At 64.4% G+C, this 22584-nt stretch carries 14 protein-coding genes; 5 read left to right on the top strand and 9 right to left on the bottom strand.

What is annotated here, in order from left to right:
* Positions 1-144: 144 nt before the first annotated feature.
* Both FCS99_RS11510 and FCS99_RS11505 read right to left on the bottom strand, forming a co-directional pair.
* Entirely contained in the window at positions 145-624 is a 480-nt protein-coding gene (locus FCS99_RS11510; RefSeq protein ID WP_138512677.1) for an Lrp/AsnC family transcriptional regulator, read from the bottom strand.
* Positions 625-742: 118 nt separating this feature from the next.
* A complete protein-coding gene (locus FCS99_RS11505) occupies positions 743-2233 on the bottom strand; it encodes a S10 family peptidase (protein WP_138512675.1) in 1491 nt (496 codons plus the stop codon).
* A gap of 215 nt (positions 2234-2448) precedes the next feature.
* Here FCS99_RS11505 and FCS99_RS11500 point away from each other — a divergent pair, with 215 nt between their 5' ends.
* Positions 2449-2676, top strand: a complete 228-nt coding sequence (locus FCS99_RS11500; protein ID WP_138512673.1) for a hypothetical protein — start codon at positions 2449-2451, stop codon at positions 2674-2676.
* Positions 2677-2695: 19 nt separating this feature from the next.
* On the opposite strand, the gene FCS99_RS11495 is transcribed toward FCS99_RS11500, so the two are convergent.
* Both FCS99_RS11495 and FCS99_RS11490 read right to left on the bottom strand, forming a co-directional pair.
* Entirely contained in the window at positions 2696-5296 is a 2601-nt protein-coding gene (locus FCS99_RS11495; protein ID WP_138512671.1) for an EAL domain-containing protein, read from the bottom strand.
* 187 nt (positions 5297-5483) lie between these two features.
* The gene (locus FCS99_RS11490) at positions 5484-8429 is read right to left on the bottom strand and encodes a S8 family peptidase (RefSeq protein ID WP_171036351.1); all 2946 of its coding nucleotides are present in this window, start codon (positions 8427-8429) and stop codon (positions 5484-5486) included.
* Positions 8430-8595: 166 nt separating this feature from the next.
* On the opposite strand from FCS99_RS11490, the gene FCS99_RS11485 reads away from it, so the two are divergent.
* Entirely contained in the window at positions 8596-9714 is a 1119-nt protein-coding gene (locus FCS99_RS11485; protein WP_138512667.1) for a THUMP domain-containing class I SAM-dependent RNA methyltransferase, read from the top strand.
* On the opposite strand, the gene FCS99_RS11480 is transcribed toward FCS99_RS11485, so the two are convergent.
* Positions 9693-12767, bottom strand: a complete 3075-nt coding sequence (locus FCS99_RS11480) for a TAXI family TRAP transporter solute-binding subunit (protein ID WP_138512665.1) — start codon at positions 12765-12767, stop codon at positions 9693-9695. The two genes, FCS99_RS11485 and FCS99_RS11480, sit on opposite strands and share 22 nt — an antisense overlap.
* A 339-nt stretch (positions 12768-13106) precedes the next feature.
* Here FCS99_RS11480 and FCS99_RS11475 point away from each other — a divergent pair, with 339 nt between their 5' ends.
* The 3 genes from FCS99_RS11475 to FCS99_RS11465 all read left to right on the top strand — a co-directional run bounded on the left by FCS99_RS11475 (position 13107) and on the right by FCS99_RS11465 (position 18569).
* The gene (locus tag FCS99_RS11475) at positions 13107-15863 is read left to right on the top strand and encodes a TonB-dependent receptor (protein ID WP_138512663.1); all 2757 of its coding nucleotides are present in this window, start codon (positions 13107-13109) and stop codon (positions 15861-15863) included.
* Between the two features lie 91 nt (positions 15864-15954).
* Entirely contained in the window at positions 15955-17592 is a 1638-nt protein-coding gene (locus FCS99_RS11470; protein ID WP_138512661.1) for a family 43 glycosylhydrolase, read from the top strand.
* Positions 17592-18569, top strand: a complete 978-nt coding sequence (locus FCS99_RS11465; RefSeq protein ID WP_138512659.1) for an alpha/beta hydrolase — start codon at positions 17592-17594, stop codon at positions 18567-18569. The genes FCS99_RS11470 and FCS99_RS11465 overlap by 1 nt, the downstream gene beginning before the upstream one ends.
* Here the strand turns inward: FCS99_RS11465 and leuB are convergent.
* From leuB to FCS99_RS11445, 4 genes are read right to left on the bottom strand one after another with little or no spacing between them, the layout of a single operon-like run.
* Positions 18566-19624, bottom strand: a complete 1059-nt coding sequence (leuB, locus tag FCS99_RS11460; protein WP_138512657.1) for a 3-isopropylmalate dehydrogenase — start codon at positions 19622-19624, stop codon at positions 18566-18568. The two genes, FCS99_RS11465 and leuB, sit on opposite strands and share 4 nt — an antisense overlap.
* Before the next feature lie 5 nt (positions 19625-19629).
* Complete coding sequence (leuD, locus tag FCS99_RS11455; RefSeq protein WP_138512655.1) at positions 19630-20199, bottom strand: 3-isopropylmalate dehydratase small subunit; 570 nt, start codon at positions 20197-20199, stop codon at positions 19630-19632.
* Entirely contained in the window at positions 20192-21625 is a 1434-nt protein-coding gene (leuC, locus tag FCS99_RS11450) for a 3-isopropylmalate dehydratase large subunit (RefSeq protein WP_138512653.1), read from the bottom strand. Before leuC ends, leuD begins: the two co-directional genes overlap by 8 nt.
* Positions 21615-22571, bottom strand: a complete 957-nt coding sequence (locus tag FCS99_RS11445) for a branched-chain amino acid transaminase (protein ID WP_138512651.1) — start codon at positions 22569-22571, stop codon at positions 21615-21617. The genes leuC and FCS99_RS11445 overlap by 11 nt, the downstream gene beginning before the upstream one ends.
* Positions 22572-22584 lie beyond the last annotated feature (13 nt).

The following is a 22584-nucleotide window of genomic DNA, read 5'->3' as shown; positions in this document are numbered from 1 at the left end:
TAGGCTCGCAGGATAACAGGGCTGCAGCTTAGGCAAGCGGGGCCGCAGAGTGATGCCTTAAACGGCTGGCCCGGCCCGCTTCCCGCAAAACCTATGTGCCGGAACAGGGCTGCCGGGGGAAATTATGCGGCATGCCGGGCGGGCTCAGGTGTATTGCATCTTCACCGGCAGGGCGGTCGTGTTCTTCATCTGCGACAGGGCCACGATGGAACTGACATCCTCGACGCCGGGAAGCTTGAGGATCGTGTCGAAGATGAACTCCTGATACCATTTGATATCCGGCGCCACGACCTTGATCAGGGCATCGCGTTCGCCAAGGATGGAATAGCACTCCACCACTTCCGGGATCGCCAGTACGGCGCGCATGAATTTCTGCCGGTCGCTATCGTCCAGATAGGAGATTTTCAGCTGCGCGAAGACGTGCAGCTTCACGCCCAGTTTTTCCGCATCGAGCAGGGCGACCTGGGCGCGGATATAGCCTTCCTCGCGCAGTCGCTGGATGCGCCGCCAGCAGGGGGATTGCGACAGGCCCACCTTCTCCGCCAGCTCGGCCGTGGAGATGGAGCAGTCCTTCTGCAAATGCTCCAGAATGCGGACATCGATCGCATCAAGGGGTTGTTGCATTGTCTTACCTTCAAGCCGACAGGTGACGCATTGGATTTACGGGTCCCGCGTCTGAGTGCATCAGAAGGGCAGGATCACAGCTTGTCGATGGATAATCAATGCGCGAACTGAACCGATTTCAGTCCGCTGCATCGATGAAGGCCCGCAGATCGCCGGCGAAGGCCTCCAGGGCCTCCGGATTGGTGTAGGACATATGGCCGCCTTCATACTCATGGGTCTCCACATGGCCGCCGCCCGCCTGGATCTGGTCGGCCAGATAGCGCGCCGGACCGATCGTGGTGGTCAGGTCATAGCGGCCCGTCCCGATCATCAGGCGGAATTCCGGATTGGCCTCGAAAGCGGCTTCCAGCATGCCGGAATAATAGAAGTCGTCGAACGGACCGCCCATGCCGCCGGTCGGGTTCCAGTCCCAGTTCGCGGAGGCATTCCGGTCGAGCCGGACATAGGTGTCGAAGGGCAGGTCCAGGCCGAGCGTGTCGCTGAAATGGGCCGACAGGGCCGCGGGCACCAGGGCGGACACTTCGCCATAGGGGTCGACATAACCGCCGTCCTCCGGGACCGGCGCCGTGTAGCGGGCATCATACATCGCCAGATTTCGACCCTCATCCGCCAGCAGCGCGCCGAGGAAGCGCATTTTCGGGAAGATCAGCCCATTGGCCAGATAGGTCTCGGCGGACAGGCCGGTATAGGCCGCCAGCTGATCGGCGATGGCCTGGCGCTCCGCCGCGCTCAGCCGGTTCCGGCGCAGCAGGGCGGTCAGATATTCGCCCATGGCCCAGCCCTGGACCGTGTCGATGAAATCGGGAATGGACTGGCCGTGCGTGTCGACGCGCCCATGATAGGCGGCAATGGCCGCCAGCGCAGACAGATTGGTGGCATAGGACAGCATATTGCCGCGCCGCTGCGAGGTCTCGATCATGTTGATGGCCTGGCCCATCAGGATCACGCCATCCAGCGGATCGCGCTCGGCCATCAGGCCGGCGACCGCCGCGGCCCGCATCGTCCCGTAACTCTCGCCCAGCAGGAAGACCGGCGCCTCCGTACGGTCATGGTCGGCCAGCCAGGTCTCGATGAAACGGGCAAAGACATCGGCATCCCCATTGACCGAATAGAGCCCGCCCGGTTCGGCATCGCCGGCAACCCGGCTGAAGCCGGTTTCCGGCGGATCCAGGAAGACCAGGTCGGCCACATCGATCAGGGCGTGGAGATTGGCGACGGGCGCCTGCCCGTCCGGAACCGGCGTGGCCGGGTCGAGCGGCGCATTGATCCGCACCGGCCCCATGGCGCCCATATGCAGCCAGGCCGAGGCGGCCCCCGGTCCGCCATTGAACAGGAAGATGACCGGCCGGTTGTCCGCCTCCAGGGCGTCGTCGCGCAGATAGGCAAAGCTGATCATGTCCACGGCCGGTGCCAGTTCGCTGGCCGGCAATTCCGTCCGTTCCACAAGAGCCTGATAGGAGACGGTTTCGCCGCCGAACACGCCTTCATGCTGCGTGTGCGTGTTCAGCACGTCCGGGTCCAGGGCCGCAGCGGCCGGCAGGCCGGTCAGTCCGGCCAGGGCCGCGAGTGCGAGGAGGCGGGTGGAGCGGGTCAGGAAGGCAGAGGTCATGGCGTGTCCCGGCGGATGAATGATAGGGCCCACACTAGCGCTGTCGGGCCTGCATTGCCTGCCCCTTTGTGAGGGTTTTCATGAGTTGGCCCGGAGGTTTCATGCAGGGAGGCGGCGTGTTCGGCATGGCTTATGCGCGAAAACCGGCAAGGCCGGTTTCCCGCTGGCTGCCCGGCGGGGGTGTGCTAGGTTGTCCGGGCTAGGGGGAGCCAGCCATGTTCAAATTCCTGTCGGATATCTTCAAGCCGCTTCTGACGATCCTGATCACCGTGATCGGTCTGGCCTTCATCGCATCGGTCGTGTCGCCGAGAGCGGATGAGATGATCGAGGGCTGGCTTCCGGCCTGGGAAATGCTGGAACCGGCCGAGCGTCAGGTGCGCGACTGGCTGGGGCTGAGCCCGGAAACCGAGCCGGCCTGGTGGCATTTCTGGGGACGCGACTAGGGGCGTCGCTTCAGGCGGATCAAATCACCGAGTTCATCCGGCCGGCCTGGACATCGCCCGTATTCACAACCCAGCCGTCCGCATGGGTTTTCAGGAAATGGCGCAGCGCATCCAGCGGCAGGGCCCGGGACATCAGATAGCCCTGCGCCCAGTCGCAGCCCAGCATTTTCAGGAAGGCGAGGCCGGCTTCGTCCTCGACACCCTCTGCCGTCATTTCCAGGCCCAGCGCGTGGGCCAGATCCGTGGTGGACTTCACCAGCATGCGGTCGCGCTGCGAGGTGGCAATCTGGCTGACAAAGGCCCGGTCCAGCTTGAGTTCCTCGGCCGGCAGTGAGCGCAGATAGGCCAGGGATGACAGGCCGGTGCCGTAATCATCGATCGACAGTTTGATCCCGGCATCGCGCCACAGACGCAGCGTCTGCAGGGCGCGTTCCGGATTGCCCATCGCCGCCGTCTCTGTGATCTCGAACGCGATCCGGCCGCGCGCCGCCGCCACCCGGTCAAGGGCGATGCGGGCAAAGTCGGGATCGGAAATCAGGGCGCCGGAGATATTGATCGAGATCTGGACGTCCTGGCCACGGGCCATCAGGCTCTTCTGGTCCGTGACCACCCGGTCCAGCGACCATTCGGTAAACTCGCGGATCCGTCCGGTTTCCTCGGCCAGGCCGATGAAGGCGTCCGGCGGAATGAAACCGCGCTCCGGATCATTCCAGCGGACCAGGGCTTCGGCGCCCCGGAACTCGCCGGACTTCAGATGCAGCTTGGGCTGATAATGCATCTGCATGTGTCCACTCGTGATGGCGGCCATCATGCGGCTCATCAGGGTGAGATTGTCGCTCTGGTCACGCTGCTTGCCCGCGTCGAACTCGCAGAAGGACAGGTGTGCCTCGCGCGCCTGTTCCACGGCCAGCAGGGCTTCGCGTGTGCAGGCATTACGGCTTTCATCGCTCGCCACGCCGAGCGTGACCGCCACGTCCAGGGTGACGCCGTCGACTTCCACCGGTTCGGCCAGAAGGGACTGCAATTCCTGGGCGGTCTCGGACAGGGTCCGCGTCGCCGGTCGGGTCAGGACCAGTCCCAGCGCGCCGCGGGACAGGACCACGACCATGTCCACATCCTCGTCCCCGTGCAGACGGTCGGCGACGACCCGGGTCAGTTCGGCCATGCGGTCGAAGCCGAGCACGCCTTCCAGATGCTGATAGCGGTCGATGCCCATCGCCATGACGACCGGATCCAGACCGGTCATGTCCATGCTCTCGACGCGGGCTTCGGCGGCAAAACGCGTCGGAAGTCCGGTCTCCATGTCCCGGTAGAGGGCATCGCGCAGGACGGCATTGCGCTGCCGCAGGATGCGGTAGTAGAGGGCGCCGGATACCAGACAGATGGCCGCCAGACCCAGCAGGCCGACCACGATGTAGAATTGTTGCCGGGCCCGCGTATCGGCCAGCACCAGTTCCTGTTCCAGGCTTTCGGTCCGCAATTGCTCGATCTGCAATTCCTGCTCGGCGAAATCGAACTGGGCACCCAGCAAGGCGTTGTTGGCCGAGGCCGCGACTTCGCGCGCCTCGTCATCCAGGCGCTTGAAGGCGCGCAGGTGCGGCAGGGCGCGCTCGGACTGGCCGGCCGCTTCATAGATGCTGGCCGCCGCTTCGTGGAATTCGCGGAAGGATTGGGTGGTCTCGTCCAGGCCCATCCCGTCAAAGGTCCGGGCGATGGCGTCCAGGGCGGTGTCGGTTTCACCGCGTCCGAATGCGGCCTGGGCCCGGACACCCCACAGGAAACGGGCCCATTCGGTGCCGTCCGGGTCGATCTGGCTGAAGGAAATGTCCAGCGCTTCGTCGGCCGCGGCATAGTCGCCCATATCGACATGGAGGGCTGCCAGGTTGGACAGGATGCGGGCTTCCAGGATGGAGCTTTCCAGCGAGACCGCGATATCGCGTGCCCGGGTGAAGTGGTTCAGGGCCGCCGGATAGTCCGCCATTTCGCGATAGGCATTGCCCAGATTGTTGTGGGCCGCGAGCTCCAGGTTCGGGTCGCCGTCATAGCGCTCCGAGGCGTCGAGGAAATAGTCCACGGCCCGGTCATACTGGTGCGCGTCGCGATAGATCGAGGCGATCGACAGCAGGACGATGGCTTCGCTGCGCGGGGCATCGATTTCCCGGTAGACCGAATAGGCGGCCTGGAAGTGTTCCAGCGCCAGGCCATAGCGGCCGGTGATCCGCTCTACCCGGGCAATGGCGACCAGGATGTCGGCATAGAGTTTCGTGGGGGCGGGGTTCTCGCCCAGGTCCTCAAGCGCTTGCTGGCTGGCCGGTTCGGCTTCCAGGGGGCGGCCGAGCCGGGTCAGGGCCTCCGCCCGCAACCAGTTCAGCGTGGCATTGGCTTCGGAGCGATCCCCGGCAGCGACATCGGTCCGGACACGGGCCCCGGCCTGATTGGCCAGGTCGAGGGCGTCCTGCGGTGCGCGCATCATGGCGGCCCGAGAGGCTTCCACAAGTTCGGAATAGGTGACGGGTTCCGTGAAAGACGCTTCAGACGGCGCTTGGGCGTTGCCCGCCGCAGGCAGGGCCAAGGAAGCCACAAACAGGCTTACGCCGGAAAGGAGGACACGCCAGAACACACTGAAACCCACAGATTGATCAAACAGGGTCGACCCTAGTGGAATTTCGTTAAAGTCAGCCCAATAAACCGGCGAAATCCCCCCTGTTTCAGCAAGGTTTCATTAGGGTCTTGGCGTCCTGGGCCGGATACGAGAAACCGCCCCGCCCCGAGGGGCAGGACGGCGCTCGCTCTTCGGATGAAGATGATTAGAAGCGCAGGTCGAACCGCAATCCGCTGGCCAGGGCCGTGTCCGTGCCGGACAGGGTGTCGCCATTGAGATTGGCGCGCCCGAAGACGGACAGGTCGGCCCGGTCGCCGAAGACCGGCAGGGCATAGAGCAGTTCGGTGTAGATCGCGCGCTCGCCACCCAGGGCCCAGTCATTGACCCTCGTTTCGATCGTACCGGTACTGCGGTCGCTGATTTCGCCGGCGGCGAAGGTCAACGTGCCGTCTTCCAGGTGCAGGGGCTGGACCAGGGACAGGCGGACCGCGTCTCCCTCGGTGAACAGGCCCTGGTGCAGGGCGGTGATCTGGAAGGCTGTCGACAGCGCGTCCTCGCTCAGGCTCAGGACGCTGTCATCGAACGCGGTGCTGGCCGTGCGGGCCAGGGTCGCCGACGCGGACAGGTGCACATCACCCGGCAGGGCGGCTTCCGCGCCCAGGCTGATCGAGTCCGTGCGGGCGCCACCTTCAAAGCCGATGGCGTCGGGCCCCTGGGCACCGAGCAGGCCGGTGCTTTCTTCCAGATGCGTATAGGTGACGTTCAGCGACAGTGAGTCGCTCACCGCGTGGCGGAGGTCCGCGACCATGGCAGCGGCCTGATAGGCCGGCAGACCACCGGACACGGCCTGTTCCTCGCCGGTGAACGGGTTCACGAAGTCATGCGCTTCATCGGTGGTGCTGAGGCCCACGGTCATCTGCGTATCCGGCGCGACGTGCCAGCTCGACAACATGTAGGCGCCGCCAGAAGCAAAGCCGAGGACCGGATTAACGCCGCCCGTTTCCGGACGGTGGTCCGAGAACAGCTGGAAACCGGATTGGCGGTTCAGGGCCAGGGCGCCTTCACCCATGCCCAGACGCAAGCTGCGGCCCGACGTGGTGTCGGCAATCTCCAGGCCGGCCTGGAAGGGCAGGTCCCGGTTGGACAGGCGCTGATACGGGTCGGCGGAGGCCGCGAAGGCCGTCACGGTGTAGCTGCCGGACCGGTCGACCAGGCGTCCGGTCTCATAGGTGTCGGAGAAGCCGGCAGACTCGCCATTGCGGGCGCGTTCGGCCAGGTAGACTTCGGTGATCGCCGCCTTCTGCCGATCACTCAGCTCGGAGCTGGCCATCAGTTCGGAGTAGGAGATCTCGAAATCGCGATAGGTCCAGCCGATCGGCTCGAACAGGGTGATGGTCGCATCATCCTGCGTGTGCACGCGCAGCCGGCCCGGATCGATGCCGAGACGGGCCAGTTGGCGCGGCCGGCCCCGGGAATCGATGATGTAGAGATTGCTCTCGTCGAGCGGGCTCAGCGCCCCCTCGACATTCAGCAGACCCCAGCCATAGACGTCGTCCACGCCGGGTTCGCCCAGATCGGTAGCGGATTGCAGGATGACATCGGCCACATGATGCGGCCCCAGCCATTCCCAGCGCCCCTGGACCAGGGCGGCCGTGCCGGCCACCAGCGGGGCGGCAAAGGAGGTTCCGGTGACGCGGGTCACACCGCCTTCGCCGTCGGATGCCAGGATCAGCTCGCCCGGAGCGACCAGGAACCGGTCCCGCAGGCGATGACCGCGCCAGCAATAGCCCCAGACGGTTAGGCAGGCCGAGCCCGGCGTATTGGAGAAGCGCGAAATCTCTCCGGTCGGATCGACCGAGCCGACGATCAGGAGGTTCGAAACACGTCCGACGCCCGACCAGTTGATGTCGGTGGTCTGGCTGACGCCGTCATTGCCGGCGGCAACGACGAACAGGGTGTCCATGCCTTCCCAGCGGACGCGACGGTCGGAGAAGACCTCGGCCCAATCCTGATGGAAGGTCCAGCCCGGAACGCCCAGCGACATGTTGATGATTTCGGCATTCTGGTGGATCAGCGAGATCACGCCCTCGCGGACATCGGTCCAGTTCGTGGTCCGGGTCTCGTCGAACGGGTTGTAGGTGATCAGCGTGCTGTCCGGGGCCAGGCCCATCACGCCTTCGCCGTCCATCGGCGCGGCGATCAGGCTCGCCACGGCGGCGCCATGGTTGAAGTCCAGCCAGCCGCGCTCACCGCTCTGGGTGCGCACACGCAGCAGTTCCGAGGCGTCGAAGGAGAAGTCGAGCAGGCCGACAATGGCGCCGTCGCCGCTGCCCACGGACTGGGACAGGGCCGGGCTCCAATTGATCGCGGGCATCCAGTGGTCGATCTGGTCGACACCGGAATAGCTCATCAGCCCGTCATAGAAATCCAGGAAGAAGCGCGCGCGCTGTTCAGCGTCCAGGCCTTCAAGGCTGCGCGGATCGGCCGGATCAAATCCGTATTTCGCCAGCAGGTCCGCCAGGAAGGCGTCCTGAAAGCTCGACCCGGTGCGGGTTTCAATAGCGGCACCGAACACGCTCTCGGCGCGGCGGAACATGTCATCCAGCTGGTCGGCCAGGCTTTGATAATCGCCCTCCGTCTCCCCGCTGAACGCGTCGATATCGCCCCAGAAGGCACTGATATCGCCCCAGAAAGGACCGATATCTCCCCAGAAGGGGCCGATATCACCCCAGAAGGGATTGATGTCGCCATGGAAGGCTTCGATATCACCGTGGAAGGCCTCGATATCCCCCCAGAAGGGCGAGATGTCGCCATGGAAGGGGCTGATATCTCCGTGGAAGGGATTGATGTCGCCCCAGAAGGGCGAGATGTCGCCCCAGAACGGGCTGATATCGCCGTAGAAGGGGTTGATGTCACCGTGGAAGGGATTGATGTCCCCATGGAACGGATCGATGTCGCCGTGGAACGGGTCGATATCCCCATGGAGGAAGGGGTTGATGTCGCCATGATGGGGTAGGATGAACACGCCGGAGCCCGACTCCGTGTCTTCAGATTCCTGCGCCCATGCGCTTCCGGACACCATGACAGGCATCAATGCAGCGGTCAGCGCCAGTGCGGCACTCGTTTGACGAAGTCCCTGCTTCGTTATCATGTCCCCAACTCCCTGCTCGGGCATAGCAGGCCAATCTGGGGGCTCGAAGATAAGGTCTTGCAAATTTTTATGGTTTCCAAAGCCTTAATTGCAGCCATGGTTTCATCGGTCTTAAAGGCGCAGCAGCGCGCGGACCCGGTTCGGCCGGTCACAAGGAAATGATGATTTGACGACGCCGGACGCGAGTTTCGAGATTTTTTGTGTGGCACCGCCGGGCCTGGAGGATGTCCTGGCCGGTGAGGTGCGCGCGCTGGGTTTTCCGTCGCCGGAAGCCGTGCCGGGCGGGGTGCGTTTTACGGGCGGCTGGCCCGACGTCTGGCGCTCCAACCTGTCGCTGCGCGGGGCCAGCCGTGTCCTGGCGCGCATTGACAGTTTCCGTGTCGTCCATCTGTCCCAGCTCGACAAGCGGGCGCGTCGCGTCGACTGGGCCAGCGTGCTGCGTCCGGATGTGGCGGTGAAGGTGGAGGCCAGCTGCCGGGGCTCGAAAATCTACCATGCCGGCGCGGCCAGCGAGCGCGTGGCGCGGGCGATTTCGGAAACCCTGGGTGCCCCGGTCCGGGAGGATGCTGCGCTGACGGTCCGCGTCCGCATCGACAAGAATGTCTGCACGATCAGTGTCGACACGTCCGGCGAGCTGCTGCACCGCCGCGGCTTCAAGGCCGAGGTCAACAAGGCGCCGATGCGGGAGACCCTGGCCGCGCTGTTTCTGAGCGCCTGCGGTTTTGACGGTCAGGAGGCCGTGTTCGATCCGATGTGCGGCTCCGGCACGTTCGTCATCGAGGCGGCGGAGAGGGCGGCCGGCCTTCTGCCCGGCCGGTCCCGAAATTTTGCCTTCGAGCATTTGCACGGTTTCGATGAGACCGCCTGGGCGGCGATGAAGTCGGCCCAGCCGACACCCCCGCCCCAGACGGTTTTTATCGGGCAGGACCGGGATGAGGGTGCGATCCGGATGAGCCGGGCCAATGCCGAACGCTCCGGGGTCAATGAGTGGACCCGTTTCGAAACCGGGGATGCCCGCGCCTTGAAACGCCCCGAGGTCGAACCCGGGCTGGTGATCGTCAATCCGCCCTATGGGGCCCGGATCGGCAATCGCAAGGCGCTGATGGGGCTTTATAATGCGCTTGGTCTCGGGCTGAAGAAGCAGTTCTCCGGCTGGCGGGTCGGCCTGGTCACCTCCGATCCGGCCCTGGCCCGGGCCACCCGTCTGCCTTTCGGCGCACCGGGACGGCCGGTCGATCATGGCGGGTTGAAAATCCGCCTTTATCAGACCGGGTCGCTGCCCTGATCCCCCTCGGACCGGTCGCCCTCTTCCCAGATCCGCATGCAGGCGGTGAACACGAGGAGATCGCCCTCGCGGATCTCCGTCTGCTCGATCCGGCTGTCGAAGGATGTGCGGAAGTGGAAGTTGAAATCCCCTGCCCGGTTGCGCAGTTCTTCCCGCTTGGAAATCGGTAGCCAGCCGACCAAGTGCAGGCCGGGCAGACGGGTCTTCACCAGGCTCGCATAGGCTTCGCCCAGCAGATAGTCCTCCGACGTGACCTCGTGGATGTGGAGGTGCGTCCCGTCACGCATATTCATCACGGCGATCAGGAAATCGAGCATGGAATTGCCGTCGAACACATCCTTCACCAGGAAGCGTTCCACCAGGGTGGCGCTGGGGATGACGACTGTCGCACCGGCGCCGTCATGGGCGTCCGGATTGTCCTGACCGATCAGGCGCGCCGCCTGCGGACCCAGGAAGGCTTCCCGGTCCTCGCGGGCCAGGACTTCGGAGATGATGCTGCAGTCCCAGCCGCATTTCGTGGCGTATTCCCGGATCAGCTTGGTGGCCAGAAGCGTGCCGGCATCAACGGCGCGGACCGAGGCGGAATCGGCCGCATCCCGCTTGGCCGCTGCATCGGCGAGGATGATGACATGCTGGAATTCCAGCTCCGCCGGCAAGCGCTCTGCCAGGCGTTCCGCGGTCAGGAAGGGCTCGTCCTCGATGGCGATGGAATGGATCACCGGATTGATGTGGAAGGCCTTCAGATTATCACTCAGCCGTTCCAGATGGGCGCGTGAGGCATACAGAAGAATGGCCGTGCCTTCGGGCCGTTGCAGCCGGAATTTGCTGCGCGGGATCGGATCGGCATCCGCCACATCATGGTGACCGCGATCCTTGCGGATCGAATTGCGCTTGTGGGCGCTGTAGATGATTCGGTCATTGGGCGCCGGTTTGTGACCATAGCCCGCCTTGCGCGTGTAGGAGATGATCGGCCCGCCATCGGTCACCTCGGCATCGAACACGGCGCTGCGCTGCAGCTCGCCCTGCACCAGCCCGATCAGATTGGCACCGCTGCGCCAGAGCACCTGTTCCAGCGCGCCGCTGTCCATGCCCGGCTCGATATCCGGATTGAGCTGGCAGAGATCCTCGAAATCGATCGAGAACAGCTCGTCGAACCCGTCATAGGTCAGCACGTCCAGCAGATAGTCGATCATGAAGGGATGGATCGTGCTGAGCGCGGCGGCCTTGGCAACGAAAATGTCCGGCGTGATCAGCGTGGTACAGCCGAAGGCGGCGAAATGGTCGGCATTCTGGGAGAAGGCCAGCTCGGCGGAGATATGGATGTCGGGATTGAGCCGTTTCAGGTTCATCGCCGTCAGGACGGCGCCGATATTGCGCGTCTTGCGGCGCTCATAATCGGCCAGGATGATGGCGTGGCTGGCCTTTTCCGCCCCGGCGCGTTCCAGGGTTTCGCGGTCGGCACTGTCGCCGCGCCGGAAATTGACGCGGGACTGGTCGAAACGATGGTCCGCCAGCGGCGTGGCATCGCCGGCCTCGGCGACGATACAGACCTTTTTCAGCTTCTCCGCATCATTGCCGGTCAGGGCGAACACAACCCCGTCCAGGCTCTCATTCCAGCCGCAGACCAGGACATGGTCATGCCAGCGCGTGTCGGAGAGGCCGGCCAGGGATTCGGCCCGCTTGCGGCCCCAAAGATTGACCACGATGATGATGGCGGCGATCGGACCGGACACGCCGACAAAGGCCAGGACCGCGACCAGGAGCCGCCCCAGAACGGACAGCGGATAGGCGTCATTCTCGGTGAACCCGCTGGCCACGAAGGTCAGCATCCAGATGAAGCCTTCCGACAGGGTGAAGTCGGCGAAGGGATTGTCCAGATTGAGATCGCGCGCATAGCTCGCCTCGGCCGAGCGCAGGGCGAGAAGGGCCAGCAAGAGGGTCAGGGCGAACAGGGAGATGCCGATCACCCAGGGGCTGGGTCGGGCCCACAGGTCGAGCGCGGTCTGCAGGCCGGCAAGCCGGCCCCGGCGCTCGCGCTTCACACCGGTCCGGTCATAGGAGGACTGGAAGGTCACGGCGGCAAAGCTGCTGGACAGGATGGCCAGCCAGATCACGATCCACATCCAATAGGCCGGTTCCGGATTGGCATGACCCGCACCGACCAGGGCCCGCCTCGCCTCCGGGTGATAGGGCAGGGGGGAGCGGCGCAGGAAGCTCTCCGGATCGGCCAGTCCGGGCGTGCGTTCGGACAGGGCGTCCCAATGCGCCAGCAGGCCGTTCATCAGCTCGGAAACCGTGCGTGACGGCGCGTCATTGCGGGCAAACAGGAAGGCCCGGACCTCCAAGGCCGCGGTCGGCATGTCCCCGATCTGCTGGGTGCCGGCATCATAATAGGCATTGCCGGTGACCAGCGTGTCGATCAGCGAGGCGGGCAGGGCCAGGCGCTGGAAGGCCTGCTCGTCGAATTCCAGGTCGCTGGCAGCCGTGACAATCATGGCGTCGATGGTCTCGGCCCGCAGGGCCTCGAACGCGGTCTGCATGGAGAAGGCGGTCGGCCGGTAGTCCACGCCCTCGGTCAGGCCGGCGGCAGCCAGCACGTCGCGGGCATTGCGATAGCTGCCGGAGCCGGGGGTGCCGATATTCACCGCTGCGCCGCGCAGATCGCCCAGCAGGATCGGTGCCGTCGGATCGCGGCGCACGAAGACCTGGACATATTCCGGGAAAAGCGGGGCCACAGCGGAGAATTCGCGGGATTGCTGATAGCCGTTATCGCCATGGAAAAGATGGTGGGCGAGATCATTCTGCGCGATGACAAAGTCGAACTGCCCGGTGCGCAGGCCTTCAAGATTTTCGGTACTGCCGGCCGTCGGTTCAAGACAGGGCATGGCGTCGCCCAACAGCTCCGACAGGGATTCGGCGAAGGCGTGATAGCGGCCACCGGCTTCTCCGGTTCCCATGCAGGCGCGGGCGTCCGATTGGGCCCGGGCTGCGGGCAGGGACAGGCTGCAGCCCAGCAAAAGGACCAGAAGTCCTGTCAGACAGTATCGGGCCAAAATTCCGCCTCCCCCTCAAGCGCTTGTCATGAGTGTAGTCCTTCGTTCTGCGGTCGGGTCAAGACAAGAGCCGGGCAGATGCCGCGCAAGGGCAGCAAAAACGAGTGCTTGTTGCAGTGCAGCAAGCAAAAATGGAAAAAGCAATTGCCACCGGTGTCATTGTTGTGCAGTGTGCGCCGCATCCATGCTGCCGGCATCGTCTTTGTGTGTTGTGACTCCAAAACGGAGTGGAAGTTCAGAGGCGAAAATGCTACCGGTGTCATAAGTGACACTGAACCTGTCAGCAGGGATCGGAACAGACACGCGGACCGGAAACCGGCCGCATGCGGGGAGGACATAATGAGTTACTTCAAGACGCCGACAGGCAAAATGCGTCTTCTGGCGGGCTGCGCGATGGCGAGCCTGACCCTGGGGACGGTCATGGGCAGCGCGGCCCAGGCCCAGGAAACCGAAGACGTTGTGACCGTGACCGGCTACCGCCAGTCGCTGGCTGCAGCCCTGGACGTGAAGCGCGATTCCAATGGTGTGGTTGACGCGGTTGTCGCCGAAGACATCGCCGCATTCCCGGACCTGAACCTGGCGGAATCGATCCAGCGCATTCCGGGCATCTCGATCAATCGCGTGGCCGGTGAAGGCCGCCAGATCACGGTCCGTGGTCTGGGCGCCGACTTCACCCGGGTCCGCATCAACGGCATGGAAGCCCTTTCCACCACGGGTGGTTCGGATGCGTCCGGCGGTTCCAACCGCGGCCGGGGTTTCGACTTCAACACTTTCGCGTCCGATCTCTTCAACGAGATCCGCGTCACCAAGACGACCTCCGCTTCCATGGATGAAGGCTCGCTGGGGGCCACGGTGGATCTCTTCACGGCCCGCGCCTTCGACTATGACCCGGGTCTGACCGCCGCCGTCTCCGCGCAGCTGGGCTATAACAGCCTGTCCGAGGAAACGAGCCCGCGGATCGCCGGCCTGGTCTCCTGGTCCAATGATGACCAGACCTTCGGTGCCAATCTCTCCGTGGCCTACACCGACCGCACGATCATCGAGGAAGGCTTCTCGACCGTGCGCTGGGATGATGGCAACTTCAACTCGGTGAACGGTGTGGCTTGCCCGGCTGGTCCGGACTGTGCCGGTATCAATTCCAGCTCCCTGGTCTACCATCCGCGGATCCCGCGTTATGGCCGTCTGACCAATGAACAGGAACGTCTGGGCATTACGGGTGGCCTGCAATTCCGCCCGAGCAGCAGCACGACGGTCTCCCTGGATGCGCTGTATTCCAGCTTCGACGCGACCCGCACGGAAAACTTCCTGGAAGTCTTCATGCGTTCGCAACAGGGCCGTTTTGATGTGAACAGCTTCACCGTGAACAGCGGTCTGAACATCATCGACAGCGGTAATTTCGATGTCAGCCCGAACGCCAACGGCACCCACCCGATCCGCTCGGAAGGCCGTTATGATGAGCTCTCCACCGAGTTCACCCAGTTCACGCTGAACGTCGATCATGACTTCTCCGATCGCCTGCGCGGTAACTTCCTCGCCGGTACGGTGGAGTCCGAGTTCGACAACCCGATCCAGACCACGATCCTGTTCGACGCTGTCGGCGTGGTGACCGGCTATTCCTACGACTTCCGCAATGATCTCCAGACGCCGGCCATCGACTTCGGCTCGCTGGATGTCACGGATCCGTCCCAGTTCGCCTTCACCGAAGTGCGGGATCGTCCGCAGTCGGTGACTAATGGTTTCGACACCATCGCGGGTAGCCTGGAATATGATCTCAATGACAGCTGGACCCTGTCCGGCGGTCTGAGCTTCAAGCAGTTTGACTTCGAAACGCAGGAAGCCCGTCGCGAGAGCACGAACGGCTCCATCGTCTGTAACCTGCCGGGCGTCTCCTGCCCGGTCGGCGCCAGCGGTCTGCCGATCACGTCCGGCCTCTATTCTGTCCTGACCGGCTTCGGTTCCGGCCTCGGCATGCCGTCCGGCAATGACACGGCCTGGCTGGTTCCGGATATCCAGGCGGCAGCGGCGGCCGTGGGCATCTATGACATTCCGGGCACGGTCCGGGCCGGCAATCAGCGCGCCGTGAGCGAAGAGGATCTGGGTGGCTTCATCCAGGCCAATTTCGAGACCATGCTGGGTGATATCCCGGTCCGTGGTGATCTCGGTGTCCGCTATGTCGAAACCACGACTACGGCGACCGGTCTGGTCGACGGGACCGAAGTGACCGTCGAGCGCAGCTATGAAGACACGCTGCCCTCCCTGAACCTGGCCTTCGATTTCACCGACGAGATTGTGGTCCGCTTCGGCGCCGCCAAGGTGATGGCCCGTCCGTCCCTCGGCAATCTGACGCCGGGTGGTTCGCTGGACAGCTTCAATGGCCCGCCCTTCCGCTACAATGCCGGTAACCCGGGCCTCGATCCCTATCGTGCGACCACGTATGACGCGTCGTTCGAATGGTATTTCGATGATGAAGCCCTGTTCGCCATCTCCGTCTTCTACAAGGATGTCGACAGCTTCTTCACCAGCTCGCAGTCGGTGGAAGTGCCGTACAGCGCCTCCGGTCTGCCGGCCAACCTGCCGCCGGCCTCGAGCCCGCTGTTCAACCTGATCGATGCCGGTGGTGATCCGCTGGTCGAGATCAGCCAGGTGTCGAATGGTGGCAGCGCCTCCATTCAGGGCTTTGAAGTGGCCTACCAGCAGCCCTTCACCTTCCTTCCGGGACCGTTCGACAATTTCGGCTTCCAGGGCAACTACACCTATGTCGACAGCGACGAGATCATCGGCTTCTCGCCGAACGCCTACAACGCGACCCTCTATTATGAAGATGATCGCCTGTCGGCCCGGATCTCGGCGGCTTACCGCGATGCCTATGTGACGCGGAATGCCAGCTCCAACGGCCGCAATGAGCGCGGTGTGGACTCGAGCTTCAATCTCGACTTTGCCTCGTCCTACCAGGTCAATGACATGATCGACGTCACCTTCGAGGCGATCAATCTGACCGACGAGTTCGAGCATCAGATCTATGACGCCGGCAATCTGCCGAACGTCTATCACCACACGGGTACGGAATACCTCTTCGGTATCCGCGCCTCCTTCTGATCGGACGACCTTCCTCCGAGCGTATGGGGCCTGGCAGGCATGGTCTGCCAGGCCCTTTTTTATCCGGCAGCCAGAACGGGATGGGAGACAGATGACGGTATCACGGCGGCAAACCCTGGGACTGGGTCTTGGCCTGGCGGCGAGTTCCGGCCTGGTCCTGCCAGGCTGTTCCCGGTCGGCCCCGGAAACCGGCATGGCCGCCGGGGCCTGCGGCCGCTGGGGGCGGGGCCTCGACGGCCAGCGCATCGCGGATCGCGGGGACGGCAGTTTCCTCAATCCTGTCCTCGCCGGCGATCACCCCGATCCGTCCATCATCAAGGACGGGGATACCTGGTATCTCACCTTTTCCACCTTTGACGCCTATCCCGGCCTGCTGATCTGGCAGTCCAAGGACCTGGTGAACTGGCAGCCCCTGGGGCCCGCCCTGACCACCCCGATCGGCTCGGTCTGGGCACCCGACCTGATCGCCCATGACGGCCGGTTCTACATCTATATTCCCGCCCGTACGGACGACTACAAATCCATCTATGTCATCCATGCCGACCGGCCCGAGGGGCCGTGGAGCGAGCCGGTCGATCTGGGCCTGCCCGATCATATCGATCCCGGCCACATCGTCGGCGAGGATGGCGAGCGCTATCTGTTCCTGTCCAATGGCGACCGGGTCCGCCTGACGCCCGACGGCCTCTCGGTCGCGGGACCGGTGGAGCATGTCTATGATCCCTGGCGCTATCCCGAAGACTGGGATGTGGAGTGCTTCTGCCCGGAAGGCCCGAAAATGCTGCGCCGGGGCGAGTGGTTCTACATGCTCACTGCCGTGGGCGGCACGGCCGGACCGCCGACCGGGCACATGGTCATCGCCGCACGCTCGCGCTCCATTCACGGGCCGTGGGAACACGCCCCCAACAATCCGCAAGTGCGCACCCTGTCCCGCGAGGAAGATTGGTGGTCGCGCGGTCATGCGACCCTCGTTGAAGGGCCGACCGCGGATGACTGGTATCTGATCTATCACGGCTATGAGCGCGATTTCTGGACGCTGGGCCGGCAATGCCTGCTGGAGCCGGTCCGCTGGCGGGCGGACGGATGGTTCGAAGCCGCAGGCGGCGATCTGTCAGACGCCTTCCCGATCCCGGCCGGCGGCGAGGCCCTGCCGCACGGGCTGGCCCTGTCGGATGATTTCTCCGGCGAGCGGCTGGGTCCGCAATGGGGTTTTTTCCGGCCCGGTCTTGACGCCTATGACCGGGTGCGCCAGTCCGACAATGTCCTGCATTTGCAGGCCCGTGGCGAGCAGCCCCGCGACAGCAGCCCGCTCTGCTTCGTGACAGGGGATCTGCGCTATCAGGTCGAGGTGACGATCGAGCGGGATGAGGACTGCCGGGCCGGACTTCTGCTCTTCTACAATGACCGTCTCTATGCCGGCCTCGGCTTTGATGCCGACGGGCTGGTCATGCACCGCTATGGCGAGGAGCGCCGACGGCGCCAGGACATCCCGGCGGGGACGACCCGGCTGCGCCTGCGGCTGGAGAATAACCGCCACCTTCTGACGCTTCATTTCAGCCTGGACGGCCAGCGCTGGACGAAGTTCGACGTCCAGATGGAAGTGTCCGGCTATCACCACAATACCGCCTATGATTTTCTCAGCCTGCGCCCGGCGATCTATGCCGCCGGGGCCGGCGAAGCGCGGTTTTCCGATCTGGTCTATCGCGGCCAATGCGACTTGGGAGACGTTTGATGATGAAACAGCTCTGTCTGGCCCTTCTTGTCCTTGCCTGGCCGGCCCAGGCTTTCGCCCAGCACCGGGAGCCGGATGGCGAAATCCTGCTCTGGCCGAACGCGCCGGCGCCGGGCAGCGAGGCCCTGATCGGTGAGCTCGAGGAGATCATTGTCGAGCGCAGTCCGGAACCCGATGTGATCCGGGACCGCTATGTCGCGCAGATCACCCAGCCGCGCCTGCAGGTTTTCCGGCCGGAAAATCCCAACGGGTCTGCCCTGTTGATGATCCCGGGCGGCGGCTATCAGCGCGTCGTGCTCGACAAGGAAGGCTATGAGAGCGCCGAGGCGCTCAATGAGGACGGTGTCACCGTCTTTGTCCTGATTTATCGCCTGCCGCATGAAGGCCATGAGAACAGCCGCGATGTTCCCCTGCAGGACGCCCAGCGCGCCATGCGCGTGATCCGCTCACAGGCTGATGAATACAGTGTCGATCCGGACCGGGTTGGTGTGATCGGCTTCTCCGCGGGCGGTCATGTCGCCGGATCCCTGACGACGCGTTTTGATGCCGATGTCTATGCGCCGCGCGATTCCGCCGACACCCTGTCTGCCAGGCCGGATGCGTCCATGCTGATGTATGCGGTGACGCGGCTGTCAGGCCCCGCCGTGCATGAAGGCTCGCGCGACCGGCTGGTCGGGCCGGACCCGTCACAGGAGACGTTGGCGGTCTATGACATCGCCGAAGCGGCCCGCGCGGATGCGCCGCCGCTCTTCATCCTGCACGCGATCAACGACACTTCGGTGCCGCTGCCCAATGGCCTGGATGTCTTCAACGCCTTCATGGATCTGGGCGCTCCGGTGGAGCTCCATGTCTTCGATACGGGCGGGCACGGCTTCGGCATAAGGCACACGACCGGTCTGCCGGTCGCGGCCTGGCCGGACATGGTCTCCGCCTGGATGGCGCGGCATGGATTGATGGGGGAGGCGGCGGCCGACTAGGCCGCCACCGCCTGGCGTTCCAGCCGTTCGACCAGTTTCACACCGGCTTCCGAACAGGTCAGGCTGCCGCCCAGATCGCCGGTCCACTCACCCGCTTCGTGCATGGCATTGACGGCGGCGCGGACGCGCTTGGCGGCGTCGATCTCGTCGAGCGATTCCAGCAATTGTGCGGCGGCCTCGATGGCGCCGAACGGGTTGGCCTTGTCCTGACCGGCAATGTCCGGCGCGGAGCCGTGGATCGGCTCGAACAGGCCCGGGCGCTGGTCGCCCAGCGAGGCGGAACCCAGAAGGCCGATCGAGCCGGGCAGCATGGAGGCTTCGTCGGAGAGGATGTCGCCGAACATGTTCTCCGTGACCAGCACGTCAAAGCTCGCCGGATGCCGCAGCATGTGCATGGCGGCGGCATCGACATACATGTGGTCCAGCTCGATATCCGGGAAGTCGCGCTGGCCCATCTCGGTCACCACGGCACGCCAGAGCTTGGAGGTTTCCAGCACATTCGCCTTGTCCACCGAGGTCAGCTTGCCGCGGCGCAGGCGGGCCTGTTCGAAGGCGACGCGGGCGACACGCTCGATCTCGGCGCGGCTGTAGGTGCATTTGTCGGACGCCTTGTCCTCGGAGCGCTCCCGCTCACCGAAATAGATGCCGCCGGTCAGCTCCCGCACGATCAACACATCCGTGCCGGCGACCAGGTCCGGGCGCAGCGGCGACTTGTCGGCCAGGGCCGGGTGGACGGCAGCCGGGCGCAGATTGGCATAGACGCCGAGCGCCTTGCGCAGGGCCAGCAAGCCCATTTCCGGACGCTCCGGCGCATGATCCCATTTCGGACCGCCCACCGCACCGAGGAAGACGGCATCGGCGGACTGGCAGGCTTTCAGCGTCTTGTCGGTCAGCGGCTCGCCATACTGGTCGATCGAGGCGCCACCGAAGGCGCATTCGGTGAATTTGACGGAGAAGCCGGACAGGGAGGCCGTGTGTTCCAGGACGGCGCGCGCCACCTGGGTGATTTCCGGGCCGATCCCGTCACCGGGCAGGAGCGTGATTTTATAGGTCATGCGTTTTACGTCTCGTAGGCGGTGATGGCGTCGGACTGGGCGGTCAGATAGCCCAGCGGGTCCGTACCCTCCATCAGGCAGTGCTTGGCAAAGGGTTCGATCTCGAAATGGAAACTCGGACCATTGCCCAGATCAACCCTCTGATCGGCCAGGTCGATCTCGATCTCCACATCCGGATGCGCCATGAGCCAATCATGGGCTTCCGGCGGGGCGACGATCGGGACCAGCCCGTTCTTGGCCGAATTGGACCGGAAGATGTCGGCAATCTCCGAGGCGATGACGGCGCGGAAGCCGAAATCATACAGCGCCCAGGGCGCATGTTCGCGCGAGGAGCCGCAGCCGAAATTCCGGCCGGCGACCAGGACCTGATGCGTGCCGGTATCCAGCGAATTGAGCGAGACATTTTCCAGCGGCTTGCCGTTACTGTCATAGCGCCAGTCATGGAAGGCCAGCTTGCCCAGACCATCCCGCGTCGTGGTGGTCAGGAAGCGGGCCGGGATGATCTGGTCGGTATCAATGTCTTCCTGGTCGATCACGAAAGTGCGCGAGGTCAGCGTGTTGAATTGCTCAGGCATGGGCCGGCTCCATCAGCGTGGCCGGATTGATGACATGGCCGGCAATCGCGGCCGCGGCGGCTGTGGCCGGTGAGGCCAGCACGGTGCGGGCCCCGGGACCCTGGCGGCCTTCGAAATTGCGGTTCGAGGTCGACACGATCAGCTGGCCCGGCTCGCCCTTGTCACCATTCATGGCGATGCACATGGAACAGCCCGGCTGGCGCCATTCGGCCCCGGCCTCGATGAAGATCCGGTCCAGGCCTTCCGCTTCCGCCTGGGCCCGCACGGCGACGGAGCCCGGTACGACAAGGGCGCGCACACCCGGTGCGACCTGGCGGCCGGACATGATCGCCGCGGCGGCCCGCAGATCGGTGATCCGCGAATTGGTGCAGGAGCCGATGAAGACCTGGTCCACCTTTTGGCCCGAGACCGGCATGCCGGCTTCGAACTTCATGTAATTGAGCGCCTTGGCGTGGGAGGCGGAGCGAGCGTCCGGGACCGGCGCGTCCACGGCAATCCCGGTATCCGGGGCCGTGCCCCAGGTCACCATGGGCTGGATTGCGCTGGCGTCGATCGTCACTTCCTTGTCGAAATGCGCACCCGGATCACTGCGATAGTTCGACCAGGCTTCGACGGCCTTGTCCCAATCGGCGCCGGACGGCACGCGCTCGCGGCCTTTCAGCCAGGCGAACGTGGTCTCGTCGGCGGCAATCATGCCGGCGCGGGCCCCGGCCTCGATCGACATGTTGCAGACCGTCATCCGGCCATCCATGTCCAGTGCCTTGATCGCCGAACCGGCATATTCGATCACGCAGCCCGTCCCGCCATCGACGCCGATCTCGGCAATGATGGCCAGGATGATGTCCTTGGCACTGATGCCCGGCGCGGTCTCGCCCTCGACATTGATGCGCATGGATTTCGGCTTGCGCTGCAGCAGGCATTGCGTCGCCAGGACATGGCCGACCTCGGTGGTGCCGATGCCGAAAGCCAGGGCGCCGAAGGCCCCATGCGTGGCGGTGTGGCTGTCACCACAGACAATCGTCATGCCCGGCTGGGTCGCGCCCAGCTCCGGCCCGATGACATGGACCACGCCGCGATGCGGGCTGTCCCAGCCATGCAGGGTGATGCCCTGGGCCTTGGTATTGGCCTGCAGGGTTTCCACCTGGTGGCGCGCCGCCTCGGTCGCATAGGGCGGGGTCTCGCCCGGCGCGAAATCCAGGGTCGGTGTGGAATGGTCGATCGTCGCCAGCGTCCGGTCCGGCCGACGGACCTTCAGCCCGCGTTCGGCCAGCACGGAGAAGGCCTGCGGTGAGGTCACCTCATGCACGAGATGAAGGTCGATATAGAGCATGGCCGGGGTTTCCGGCGTCTCGGCCTTCACCAGATGCCGGTCCCACAGCTTCTCGAACAGGGATCGCGGTGCGGGACGGGAGCCCTCAGGCGACATGCTGGACCTCCATCGCATTGTCGGTCACCGGCTGCAGCCAGTTCCAGCGGTCCGGCGTCTCGCCGGTGAACAGGCCGAAGAAGCGTTCCTGCATCTTCTCCGCGATCGGGCCGCGGCCACCGCAGCGCACGACATGGCCATCAACCGAGCGGACCGGGGTGATCTCGGCGGCCGTGCCGGTGAAGAAGATCTCGTCGGCGACATAGAGGCTTTCGCGCGACAGGGTCTGTTCACGAACATCATAGCCTTCCGCTTCGGCCAGCTTGATCACCGAGTCGCGGGTCAGGCCGGACAGGATGGAAGCCGAGGTCGGGGGCGTGCGGATGACGCCGTCGGAGACGACGAAAATATTCTCGCCGGCGCCCTCGGAGACCAGCCCGTTCACATCCAGTCCGATGCCTTCATCAAAGCCGCGCGAATGCGCTTCATGGCTGATCAGCACGGAGGACAGGTAATTGCCGCCGGCCTTGGCGCCGGTCGGGATCGTGTTCGGGGCGGCCCGGTTCCAGCTGGAGATGCAGCAATTCACGCCGTTCGCCAGGGCCTCTTCGCCCAGATAGGCGCCCCAGGGGAAGGCCGCGACATTGACGTCGATGCTCGTATCCTTACCCGGCAGCACGCCGATCCCGCCATAGCCGAAGAAGGCGATCGGGCGGATATAGGCGTCCTTGAGGTGGTTGGAGCGGATCACCATGCGGCAGGCCGCCTCCACCTCTTCCTGGGTGTAGGGGATGGGCATGTGATAGACGCGGGCGCTGTCGAACAGGCGCCGGATATGGTCGCTCAGACGGAAGATCGCCGGACCGTCGGGCGTGTTGTAGCAGCGGATGCCCTCGAAGACGGAGGTTCCGTAATGCAGCGCGTGGCTCAAGACATGGGTTTGGGCCTCATGCCAGTCGATCAGCTCGCCATTGCGCCAGATGAAGTCGGTTTCCTGAATAGCCATGATAGGTGTCCTG

It is taken from the genome of Maricaulis alexandrii, assembly GCF_005871165.1.
Lineage (GTDB): Bacteria > Pseudomonadota > Alphaproteobacteria > Caulobacterales > Maricaulaceae > Maricaulis > Maricaulis alexandrii.
Note: the sequence above shows the minus strand (reverse complement) of the source record. Positions and strands in the feature narration are given on the sequence as shown.